At 62.0% G+C, this 11,590-nt stretch carries 10 protein-coding genes; 5 read left to right on the forward strand and 5 right to left on the reverse strand.

All coding sequences use genetic code 11. The annotated features are described in order from the left end of the window. Positions 1-296: 296 nt before the first annotated feature. The 5 genes from AC3WKX_RS28350 to AC3WKX_RS28370 are packed head-to-tail and all read left to right on the forward strand — an operon-like array spanning position 297 to position 5,851. The gene (locus AC3WKX_RS28350; protein WP_102604356.1) at positions 297-1,946 is read left to right on the forward strand and encodes an AMP-binding protein; all 1,650 of its coding nucleotides are present in this window, start codon (positions 297-299) and stop codon (positions 1,944-1,946) included. A 22-nt stretch (positions 1,947-1,968) separates the two neighbouring features. Further along, complete coding sequence (locus AC3WKX_RS28355; RefSeq protein ID WP_003217603.1) at positions 1,969-2,736, forward strand: SDR family NAD(P)-dependent oxidoreductase; 768 nt, start codon at positions 1,969-1,971, stop codon at positions 2,734-2,736. A gap of 10 nt (positions 2,737-2,746) precedes the next feature. Then, positions 2,747-3,931 carry an acetyl-CoA C-acyltransferase gene (locus tag AC3WKX_RS28360; RefSeq protein ID WP_102604355.1) on the forward strand — a complete coding sequence of 395 codons (1,185 nt, stop codon included), beginning with the start codon at positions 2,747-2,749 and terminating at the stop codon, positions 3,929-3,931. A gap of 9 nt (positions 3,932-3,940) precedes the next feature. Next, complete coding sequence (locus tag AC3WKX_RS28365) at positions 3,941-5,068, forward strand: acyl-CoA dehydrogenase (RefSeq protein ID WP_102604354.1); 1,128 nt, start codon at positions 3,941-3,943, stop codon at positions 5,066-5,068. Positions 5,069-5,077: 9 nt separating this feature from the next. Further along, on the forward strand, positions 5,078-5,851 hold the full coding sequence (locus AC3WKX_RS28370) for an enoyl-CoA hydratase (protein WP_003217608.1): 774 nt from the start codon (positions 5,078-5,080) through the stop codon (positions 5,849-5,851). A gap of 139 nt (positions 5,852-5,990) precedes the next feature. Here the strand turns inward: AC3WKX_RS28370 and AC3WKX_RS28375 are convergent, their stop codons facing one another. The 5 genes from AC3WKX_RS28375 to AC3WKX_RS28395 all read right to left on the reverse strand — a co-directional run bounded on the left by AC3WKX_RS28375 (position 5,991) and on the right by AC3WKX_RS28395 (position 11,590). Continuing rightward, entirely contained in the window at positions 5,991-7,142 is a 1,152-nt protein-coding gene (locus AC3WKX_RS28375) for an acyl-CoA dehydrogenase family protein (protein ID WP_102604352.1), read from the reverse strand. 3 nt (positions 7,143-7,145) lie between these two features. Further along, a complete protein-coding gene (locus AC3WKX_RS28380) occupies positions 7,146-8,249 on the reverse strand; it encodes an enoyl-CoA hydratase/isomerase family protein (protein ID WP_102604351.1) in 1,104 nt (367 codons plus the stop codon). A gap of 124 nt (positions 8,250-8,373) precedes the next feature. Beyond that, positions 8,374-9,090 carry an HPP family protein gene (locus tag AC3WKX_RS28385; RefSeq protein WP_102604350.1) on the reverse strand — a complete coding sequence of 239 codons (717 nt, stop codon included), beginning with the start codon at positions 9,088-9,090 and terminating at the stop codon, positions 8,374-8,376. A gap of 176 nt (positions 9,091-9,266) precedes the next feature. Then, positions 9,267-9,446: a type VI secretion system contractile sheath small subunit gene (locus AC3WKX_RS28390; protein WP_256344058.1), complete on the reverse strand. Its 180-nt coding sequence runs from the start codon at positions 9,444-9,446 to the stop codon at positions 9,267-9,269. 521 nt (positions 9,447-9,967) lie between these two features. Further along, the gene (locus tag AC3WKX_RS28395; protein WP_102604349.1) at positions 9,968-11,590 is read right to left on the reverse strand and encodes an ArnT family glycosyltransferase; all 1,623 of its coding nucleotides are present in this window, start codon (positions 11,588-11,590) and stop codon (positions 9,968-9,970) included.

An 11,590-nucleotide genomic window follows, 5' to 3' on the forward strand; every position in this document is an offset into this window, starting at 1 on the left:
AACGACCTTCGCGAGCAAGCCCGCTCCCACATTTGGACCGTGCCCGCTTTAGCTTTTGATTTTGCTCTTCAACACTCTTTTGCGCTGTTCAAAAGTGAGCCGCTGTAAGAGCGGAACCAATACAAGCCATCACCCAAAAAACGGATATACACACACACCAAACAGCGCCCCCCATTGGCCAAACCAGTCAACCAAGTTGAAAGCTTTGACCATTGCCCACCCACCGCTCTAGAGCGACTATTTCACCGGTCTACGTACCCATCCTGAAAATAAAAAACACACAGGGATTTGAAGCGATGCGTGATTACTCGGCTGCCACCACCCAGTTCAACTACCAACACACCGTCGACGCTGCCTTGTCGGGCAACCTGCAGGCCCTCAACGCCTGCGTCGAATGCTGCGACCGCCACGCATTACCTGGCCGCATCGCACTGTTCTGGGAGGGCAAGGACGGCCGCAGCGCCACCGTCACCTTCACCCAACTGCAAGACCAGGCCGCACGCTTCGCCAACTTCCTCCTGGCCCAGGGCGTCAATCGCGGCGACAAGGTGGCAGGCCTCCTGCCACGCACCGCCGAGCTGCTGGTGGTCGTCCTCGCCACCTGGCGCATCGGCGCGGTCTATCAGCCGCTGTTCACCGCCTTCGGCCCCAAGGCCATCGAACACCGCCTGAACAGCTCCGGCGCCGCGCTGGTGGTGACCGATGCAGTAAACCGTCCCAAACTGACGGAAGTGGCCGACTGCCCGACCATCGTCACCGTCGCCGGCCCCAACGGCGAAGGCATCGTGCGCGGCGATTTCAGCTTCTGGGCCGAGTTGCCCAACTATGTCAACCTCTGCGAACCCGTATTGCTGGGCGCCGACGATCCGTTCCTGCTGATGTTCACCTCAGGCACCACCGGCCCGTCGAAAGCCCTGGCCGTGCCGCTCAAGGCAATCGTCGCGTTCCAGAGCTACACCCGCGACGCCGTCGACCTGCGCCCCGAAGACGCATTCTGGAACGTCGCCGACCCGGGCTGGGCCTACGGCATCTATTTCGGCGTGACCGGCCCCTTGTCCATGGGCCACCCCATCACCTTCTACGATGGCCCGTTCACCCTCGAAAGCACATGCCGTGTCATCAACAAATACGGGATTACCAACCTCACCGGTTCTCCCACGGCCTATCGCCTGCTGATCGCCGGGGGCGAGCAGTTCGCCAAGTCGATCAAGGGCAAGCTGCGTATTGTCAGCAGTGCCGGCGAGCCGCTGAACCCGGAAGTGATCCGCTGGTTCGCCGATAACCTCGGCGTGACCATCCACGACCACTACGGCCAGACCGAGTTGGGCATGGTGCTGTGCAATCACCATGGCCTGGAGCATCCGGTGCACGTCGGCTCCGCGGGCTTTGCCTCGCCGGGCCATCGCATTGTGGTGCTGGACGACAACCATCAGGAGTTGCCCGCCGGCCAACCGGGCATCCTCGCCATCGACCGCGAGCAATCGCCGATGTGCTGGTTTGCCGGTTATGACGGCGTCAAGACCAAGGCCTTCGTCGGCAAGTACTACCTCAGCGGCGATACGGTGGAGCTGAACCCCGATGGCAGCATCAGCTTTGTCGGGCGCAGCGACGATGTGATTACCACCTCCGGCTATCGCGTGGGGCCGTTCGACGTAGAGAGCGCCTTGATCGAGCATCCGGCCGTGGTGGAGGCCGCCGTAGTGGGCAAGCCATGTCCGGAACGCACCGAGATCGTCAAGGCGTTTGTGGTGCTCAGCGAGCAGTACCGCGCCGAGCCGGCCCTGGCCGAAGAGCTGCGCCAGCACGTGCGCAAGCGCCTGGCCGCTCACTCGTACCCGCGGGAAATCGAATTTGTCAGCGAGCTGCCCAAGACCCCGAGCGGCAAGCTGCAACGCTTCATTTTGCGTAATCAGGAAATTGCCAAGGCCCAGGCGGCCACGGCGTGACCCATTCTTCAAGGAAACAATGATGCAGATTGAGAACAAGGTTTTTCTGGTCAGCGGTGGCGCTTCAGGCCTCGGCGCGGCAACCGCCGAGATGCTCGTGGCGGCCGGAGCCAAGGTGATGCTGGTGGACCTGAACGCCGACGCAGTGGCCGCCCAGGCGCAAAAGCTCGGCGCGCAGGCCCGCAGCGCGGTCGCCGATATCAGCCAGGAAGCCGCTGCCGAAGCGGCGGTACAGGCCACCGTCGCTGCCTTTGGCGGTTTGCATGGGTTGGTCAACTGTGCCGGTGTGGTGCGGGGCGAGAAAATCCTCGGCAAAAATGGCCCGCACGTGCTGGCCAACTTCGCCCAGGTGATCAACGTCAACCTGATCGGCAGTTTCAACCTGCTGCGCCTGGCTGCAGCGGCTATCGCTGAAACCGAGGCGAATGCCGATGGCGAGCGCGGTGTGATCATCAATACCGCTTCAGTGGCAGCGTTTGACGGCCAGATCGGCCAGGCGGCCTATGCCGCGTCCAAGGGCGCGATTGCCAGCCTGACCCTGCCGGCGGCCCGCGAACTGGCGCGCTACGGGATTCGGGTGATGACCATCGCCCCCGGTATTTTCGAAACTCCGATGATGGCGGGCATGACGCCGCAAGTGCGCGAATCCCTCGCCGCCGGCGTGCCATTCCCGCCGCGCCTGGGCAAGCCGGGCGAGTACGCCGCGCTGGTGCGGCATATCATTGAAAACAGCATGCTCAACGGCGAGGTGATCCGTCTCGACGGGGCCTTGCGCATGGCAGCCAAATAAGGAGATTTTCATGACTGATCCAATCGTTATTGTCAGCGCGGTACGCACCCCGATGGGCGGGTTCCAGGGTGATCTCAAAGGCCTCACCGCTCCGCAACTGGGCGCTGCGGCGATTCGTGCAGCGGTCGAACGCGCCAGTATCGCTTCCGATGCCGTGGATGAAGTGCTGTTCGGCTGCGTGCTGCCCGCCGGCCTCGGCCAGGCGCCGGCACGCCAGGCGGCGCTGGGTGCTGGCCTGGACAAGTCCACGCGCTGCACCACCCTGAACAAGATGTGCGGCTCGGGCATGGAAGCCACGATCCTGGCCCATGACGCGTTGCTGGCAGGCAGCGTGGAGGTGGCCATCGCCGGTGGCATGGAGAGCATGTCCAACGCGCCGTACCTGCTGGACCGTGCCCGCAGCGGCTATCGCATGGGCCACGGCCGGGTGCTCGACCACATGTTCCTCGACGGCCTTGAAGACGCCTACGACAAGGGCCGCCTGATGGGCACCTTTGCCGAGGACTGCGCCGAGCACAACGGCTTTTCCCGCGAGGCCCAGGACGCGTTCGCGATTGCGTCCCTGACCCGTGCGCAACAGGCGATCACCGACGGCAACTTCATCGCCGAAATCGTCCCGGTGCAGGTCACCGTGGGCAAGGAACAGAAAACCATCATCCACGACGAACAGCCGCCGAAAGCCAAGCTGGACAAGATCGCCACCCTGAAGCCGGCCTTCCGTGAAGGCGGTACGGTGACGGCAGCCAACTCCAGTTCGATTTCCGACGGTGCGGCGGCGCTGCTCCTGATGCGCCAGTCCGAAGCGCACAAGCGCGGGCTCAAGCCTCTGGCGGTGATCCATGGCCACGCGGCGTTTGCCGATGAGCCTGGCCTGTTCCCGGTAGCGCCGGTGGGGGCGATCCGCAAGCTGATGAGCAAGACCGGCTGGAACCTCGACGAAGTCGACCTGTTTGAAATCAACGAAGCCTTTGCCGTGGTCAGCCTGGTGACCATGAGCAAGCTGGAGATTCCCCACAGCAAGGTCAACATCCACGGCGGTGCCTGTGCCCTGGGCCATCCGATTGGCGCGTCCGGCGCGCGGATCCTGGTGACCCTGCTTTCGGCCCTGCGCCAGAAAGGCCTCAAGCGCGGCGTTGCAGCGATCTGCATCGGCGGCGGTGAAGCCACGGCCATGGCCGTTGAATGCCTGTACTAAGGAACACCTATGCTGCCGAATGACGAACAACTGCAAATCAGCGAAGCCGCCCGGCAATTTGCCCAGGAACGCCTTAAACCGTTCGCTGCCGAGTGGGACCGCGAGCATCGCTTTCCCAAGGAAGCCATTGGTGAAATGGCCGAGCTGGGCTTTTTTGGCATGCTGGTCCCGGAGCAATGGGGCGGCTGTGATACCGGCTACCTGGCCTACGCCATGGCCCTGGAAGAGATCGCTGCCGGTGACGGCGCCTGCTCGACCATCATGAGCGTGCACAACTCCGTGGGCTGCGTGCCGATCCTCAAGTTCGGCAATGATCAACAGCGCGAGCAGTTCCTCAAGCCCCTGGCCAGTGGTGCGATGCTCGGTGCGTTTGCCTTGACCGAGCCCCAGGCCGGTTCCGACGCCAGCGGCCTGAAAACCCGTGCCCGGCTGGAGGGTGATCACTACGTCTTGAATGGCTGCAAGCAGTTCATCACCTCCGGGCAAAACGCCGGGATCGTGATTGTGTTTGCAGTCACCGATCCGGCTGCCGGCAAACGCGGCATCAGCGCCTTTATCGTGCCCACCGACTCGCCGGGCTACAGCGTCGCGCGGGTCGAGGACAAGCTCGGCCAGCATGCTTCCGACACCTGCCAGATCCTGTTTGAGGATGTGCAGGTGCCGGTGGCCAATCGTTTGGGCGAGGAGGGCGAAGGCTACCGGATCGCCCTGGCCAACCTCGAAGGCGGGCGTGTCGGCATTGCTTCGCAGGCGGTGGGCATGGCGCGGGCGGCATTTGAAGCGGCCCGGGACTACGCCCGCGAGCGGGAAAGCTTTGGCAAGCCGATCATCGAGCACCAGGCCGTGGCCTTCCGCCTGGCGGACATGGCGACGCAAATCGCCGTGGCGCGGCAGATGGTGCATTACGCCGCCGCCCTGCGTGACAGCGGCAAGCCGGCGCTGGTGGAAGCGTCCATGGCCAAGCTGTTTGCTTCGGAAATGGCCGAAAAGGTCTGCTCGGCAGCCTTGCAAACCCTCGGCGGTTACGGTTACCTGAGCGACTTTCCCCTGGAGCGGATCTACCGCGATGTGCGGGTCTGCCAGATTTACGAAGGCACCAGCGATATTCAACGCATGGTCATTTCACGCAATCTCTGAGGAGTCTCTATGAGTTACGAAAGCATTTTGCTGGACGTGCAGGGCCGGGTCGGGCTGATCACCCTCAATCGCCCGCAAGCGCTGAACGCCCTGAACGCGCAACTGGTCAGCGAGCTGAACCAGGCGCTGGACAGCCTGGAAGCCAACCCGGAAATCGGCTGCATCGTACTAACCGGCTCGAAAAAAGCCTTTGCCGCCGGTGCCGACATCAAGGAAATGGCCGAGCTGACCTACCCGCAGATCTACCTCGACGACCTGTTCAGCGACAGCGATCGCGTGGCCAACCGCCGCAAGCCGATCATCGCGGCGGTCAACGGGTTTGCCCTGGGTGGCGGCTGTGAACTGGCCTTGATGTGCGACTTCATCCTGGCGGGTGACAACGCCAAGTTTGGCCAGCCGGAAATCAACCTCGGCGTGCTGCCGGGCATGGGCGGCACCCAGCGCCTGACCCGCGCCGTGGGCAAGGCCAAGGCCATGGAAATGTGCCTGACCGGGCGCTTTATCGATGCGGTGGAAGCCGAGCGCTGCGGGATCGTCGCGCGCATCGTGCCGGCGGATGAGCTGTTGGACGAAGCACTGAAGGTCGCGACCCTGATCGCCGGCAAGTCGGTGCCCATCAGCATGATGGTCAAGGAAAGCGTGAACCGTGCGTTTGAAGTGAGCCTTTCCGAAGGCGTGCGCTTTGAGCGCCGGGTGTTCCACGCGGCGTTTGCCACGCTGGATCAGAAGGAAGGCATGGCGGCGTTTGTGGCCAAGCGTGCGCCGGAGTTCAAGGACAAGTAAACACTGTCCTGAAACGCTGAAGATCAAAATGTGGGAGCGGGCTTGCTAGCGAAGGCGGTATTACAGTCACCCGATGTATCGACTGATCCACCGCCTTCGCGAGCAAGCCCGCTCCCACATGGGGTATGCGAAATACCTGTTACAGCTGGTAGTTTTTCAATTCTCTGGCAATCACCATCCGCTGAATCTCGCTGGTGCCCTCGTAAATCTGGGTAATCCGCGCATCCCGGTAGTAACGCTCCACCGGGTAGTCCTCCAGATAGCCATAACCCCCATGAATCTGCATGGCTGAAGAGCACACCTTCTCGGCCATTTCCGAGGCAAACAGCTTGGCCTGGGAGGCCTCCGACAGGCATGGCTTGCCCGCACTGCGCAATCGGGCGGCATGCAGGATCAGCAGGCGCGCCGCATTCAGGCGGGTTTGCATGTCGGCCAGCAAGTTGGCCACGCTCTGGTGCTCGATGATCGCCTTGTCGAACTGCACCCGGTCACGGGCATAGGCCAGCGCGGCCTCAAAGGCGGCACGCGCAATACCCAGCGCCTGGGCGGCAATCCCGATGCGTCCGCCTTCGAGGTTGGACAGGGCGATGGCCAGGCCCTTGCCGCGTTCACCCAGCAGGTTGGCTTCCGGTACGGTGCACTGGTTGAGGGTGACGGCACAGGTGTCCGAGGCACGAATGCCCATCTTGTGTTCGGTACGGTCCACCACGAAGCCCGGGGTGTTGGTCGGCACCAGGAACGCCGAGATGCCTTTCTTGCCCAGCTCCGGGTCGGTCACTGCAAACACGATCGCCAGCTTGGCGCGCTTGCCGTTGCTGACAAACTGCTTGGCGCCGTTGATCACCCACTGGCCGTCCCGCAGTTCGGCGCGGGTGCGCAGGTTGTGCGCTTCGGAACCGGCCTGGGGTTCGGTAAGGCAGAAGCAACCGATGGCCTGGCCGCTGGCCAGTTCCGCCAACCAGGTTTCCTTTTGTGCTTGTGAGCCGTAGTTGAGAATTGGCCCGCAACCCACTGAATTATGGATACTCATCAGTGCGCCGGTAGCGCCGTCGCCAGCGGAAATCTCTTCCACTGCCAGGGCGTAGGCCACGTAGTCGACGTAGGTGCCGCCCCATTCTTCAGGCACCACCATGCCCAGCAAACCCAACTCGCCCATCTTGGCGACCAAAGCATCGTCGATCCAGCCGGCCTTTTCCCAAGCCTGGGCGTGGGGGGCGATTTCGCCACGGGCAAAGTCCCGCGCCATGTCGCGGATCATCACTTGTTCTTGTGTAAATTCAATATCTTGCATGACTTAGTTCCCGTTCTTGTCGAAGTCGCGGAAGAAGCTTTCGACATGATCAGCCTCCAACGCCTGCAGGGTTGGAGGGTTCCAGCGAGGGGTTTTGTCCTTGTCGATCAGCAGGGCGCGGACGCCTTCGATCAGGTCGCCACGGGCAAACCATTGGCGGTCCAGGTGCAGTTCCAGGGCAAAGCATTGCTCCAGCGGCAGGTGGCGCCCGCGACGCAGCATCTGCAGGGTCACGGCCATGGCCAGGGGGGAGCGCGTCTGCATCAGGCTGGCGGTGGTCAATGCCCAGTCATGGCTGTCGGCGACGGTGACTTGCTGCAATTGCTCGACGATGCTCGGCACGTCCGGCAAGGCAAAGAAGTGATCGATGGCTGGGCGTAGCGCCGCCAGGGGGGCGTCGGGCAATTGTTGCACCGCGAGGCTGGCCAGCAGGCCTTGCAGGTCCTTGAGGGGAGAATCGTGCCATTCCAGGCGGTCCAGACGCTGGTCGAGGTCGGCGAGCCGGGCGCTGTCGAGGTACCAGTCCGCCAGGCCGCAATACAGGGCGTCGGCGGCACGAATCTGCACGCCGGTCACCCCGAGGTAGATCCCCAGTTCCCCGGGAATGCGCGGCAGGAAATAGCTGCCGCCCACGTCAGGGAAATACCCGATGGCCACCTCGGGCATTGCCAGGCGGCTGCGGTCGGTGACCACCCGCAGGTCGGCGCCTTGCACCAGGCCCATGCCACCGCCAAGGACGAAGCCGTCCATCAGTGCCAGGACCGGTTTGCGATAGTTGTGAATGGCGAGGTCGAGGGCGTATTCCTCGACGAAGAAGTCTTCGTGGAGGGTGTCGCCGCTCTTGAAGCTGTCGTACAGCGAGCGAATGTCGCCGCCGGCGCAGAAGGCTTTTTCACCGGCACCGCGCAACACCACGGCATGCACCTGGGGATCCTCCGCCCACGCCTGCAAATGCCGGCTGAGGCTGCGGACCATGTCCAGGGTGAGGGCGTTAAGGCCTGCGGGGCGATTGAGGGTCAGGTGGCCAATATGGTTGCGTACGTGCGCCAGGACCTCGTCTTGCACAATCCCGGCGCTGCTTGCCTCGGATGAAACCTGAGCAGTCATCTCTAACTCCCTGCTTTTATTGTTCTTTATCAAGATGTTCGCGGGCGAACCATCTCGCGATCGTACCAGTGCAAATTTGCCCAGTACAAGTCGGAATCATGCAGGTCGTTTTTGCATTTTTGCCTTATGGAGGAGGCTGGCCCTGGTGCTGGAAAACCGCGCCGATGGTGCGCCGCCGGGCATACCGCTCGCTGGCCTGGATCAGCTCTTCCAGTTCCTGCGGGGTAACGTCCAGGAACTGCTCGCGCTCGGCGAGGGCCTGCTTGAGGTCCTCGGCGCTGATCCCGGGGTTTTCGGTGGCCATTGGCATAAAGATCGGCGCAGCCGGTTCGCGGGTGCCCTTGGGGTAACGCGTGCGCGTGGCGTTGTTGTAGGCCAGCGCGCAGGCCAACAAGGCCGTGGCTCCCAGCATGACTGCGGCAAGTTCGTGCCAGCCCATGGCAATCGAGGCGGGGTCAGCCAGCACCAGGCTCATGGCCAGGCCGCCCGCCGGTGGATGCAGGCAGCGCAGCCAGCAGATCAGGATCACGGTCATCCCGGCAGCCAGGCATGCGCTGCCCAGCGTTCGGCCCAATACCCGGGCCACCAGCAGCGCAACGATCCCGGCACACAGGTAGCTGCCGATGATCGACCAGGGCTGGGCCAGCGCGCCGGAGGATACGGCAAACAGCAGCACCGCCGAGGCTCCCAGCGGGCCTATCAGGTGCAGGGCCACCTCGGTGCCGAACACCTGGGCGCATACCCAGACGCTGAACAGTGTGCCCAGGGCCATGCCGATGGCGGCACGACTCCATTCGGCAGGGCGGGTATTGATGGCAGCGGGTAACCAGCGAGCGAGCATTGACAGACGATCCGTGAAAAGCGGGCGAAAAAAAAGGCTTGCCTGGTTTCCCGGAAAAGCCCTTTAAAGAAGTTCCTGCATTTGGGGGAGGAACCTGCGCAGTGTGCCAATCGATGAAGACTGCTGCCAATGCATATTAATGCAGGTCAAGTGCAGTATTTTTGCAGTAAAACGTGTCAGCCAAACGGTATCAGGCGGGTTGGCGGTGGCATGGGGTTGCTGATCTTGCCCAGCACACGGTCATCGGTTTCCTCGTTGATCAGCAGGTTTTGTACATTTTCCCGCAGCGATGGATTGTTGGCCAATGGCCCCTTGAGCACCACCAGTGCATCACGCAGTTCCATCAGCCGATCCAGTTTTGGCAGCGGGATGTAACCCGCATTGACTCTGTCGCGGGACAAAGGCGCGACAGCGTCAGAGGTTGAGGGGTCGGGCAATCGACGGTCGGACACAAAACATTCCTCTAAATGAAATAAACGGCAGCGCTGAATGCTGTTTAAAAGGTCTTTATTGTTATTTCGACTGTTCGTTTAAGCGGGGCATGTCTTGATTGATGGCTTGCTGCTACGTTCGTCGAGTTTCTTTCGAAAGTAACAGGAATGCCTTACACCGCACCTTTGGAACTTCTGAAAATAGTTAAAAGGTATTAAATAATTAACTCGCTTGGCAGGCGAGTCTACAGTCGAGGGCTAGGGGCGGGAAGAGGGCGTCTTATCGGTAGCAGCGTATAGATGCGTAGGATGTTTCTCGATAGTTGCTACGCTAAAAGTTTCGAAGTTGAATGGGCAAAGAAGTTTCTTACATACACTTGGATTTATAACTACTGAATGTACTGGCGCGGGATAAGCGGTTGGTTCCGCTTATCCCGCGCCCTGTATCAAGGTTGTGCGGGTTTGATCAAATGCAGCAGTACGTAAGGGTTCTTGTCGAACTGGCCGGTCAGTACCGGCTGCAGTGAACGAAAACGCGGGTCGCTCAACGCTTCATAGTCCGACTGGCTCATGATCAGCCATGCAGGAGCCTGGATCGGCGCCAGGTCGGCAGGCAACTGGGTAAACAACGGCACCCGGTCGCAATCGAGGTTGACCATGAACTTGATGGCTTTTGCGTCCTTGCCGAGTGCGTGTAATACCAGCGGCGCCGGTTGTTGCTGGGTCAGCGCATGGGCCTGGAGGGTAAAGGTGCGCGTGTCATACAACCGGCGCTCCAGCGGCTCGACCATCACGATATACGCCAGCCACACCGCCAATACCGCGGCGAAGGCCGGGCCCACGTAGCGAAGCCGCCGGTTGAACAGCAAGCCCAGTGCCAGCACCTGGATCGCGATCAGGATCCCGAACACCGGATTGAGGCTGCCAATCTGCTCGGGGAAGCGGTGACGCGCCACGAACAAGCCTGCGATCAGCAGCCCCGGAATGACCGTCCACAACCCCAGCATCAGCCAGCGCAGCCCGGCGAACAGTCTGCCTCGCGACACCTGGAACGGATACGCGGCGATGATTGCTGCCAGGGGCAGCATCGGCAGTACATAGCGCGCTTTTTTTGCTTGGGGCACAGACAAGCCGATCATCACGATCAAGCCTGCAGCGAGGCAGTACAACACCAGCTTCAGCGCCGGGCCCTTGTCCTCCCGGCCACCGGCGACAATCGCAACCAGCGCGAGTATTGCCAGCGGATACGCCGGTGCGTAGTTGCCCAGCGAACTGCTGAAATAATACAGCGCGCTGCCGGAGCCTTCGGTGCCATCCATGCGACCCAGGAACTGCATGCGGATTACGTCCTGCATGAACGTTTCACCGCCACTGAGCTTGGCCAGCAGCAACAGCAGGCCCACGCACGCCGCCAGTAACGCCAACGCGAGCAGGCCGAAACTGAACAGCTGGCGCCATTGCCGGTTGATCAGGTAATAGCTGCACAGCATGCCGGTGGGAATGACCAGGCCAATCGGTCCCCGGATTGCAAACCCCAGGATCAGCAGCGCAAATAGCCAGTGCAGGCGCTTGGCGGCGCCGAAGTGGTCATGGGCATAACCCAGGTAAAACACCGCCAGGGCCACGGCAGCCAACATCTGGTCGAGGGACACCGCGCGGGTTTCGCTGATGAAGGTGCTGCTGAGCAGCATCACCGCGATGCTCAGCAGCGCCCAGCGCCGGGAGTAGGGCGCCGTCAGCCGGTAGACCAGCACCACGAGCAGCGCCGAAGCGATGGCCGTGGGCAGCCAGGCCGTCAGGCTGGTGACCTGCCCCAGGGGCAGGGACAGCAGCCAGGTCAGCAGCGTCGAGGTGGCCAGGTAATCGGCATAAGGTTGCCCGTACGTCGTCGGGAAGAACCCCGGCCCATGGCGCAGCATCTCCTGGGCGAACAGCACGAAGCGCGAGTCAAAGCCGATGATTGCCTGGTTCCAGTTGCCTGCGATAAACAGGACCAGTGCCAGGAGCCCCAGCACCCATGAGTGTCGGCGGATCGTCGGGCTGAGCAGGGGCGGATGAGCTTTGTCCAC

The organism is Pseudomonas sp. GP01-A4, assembly GCF_058780865.1.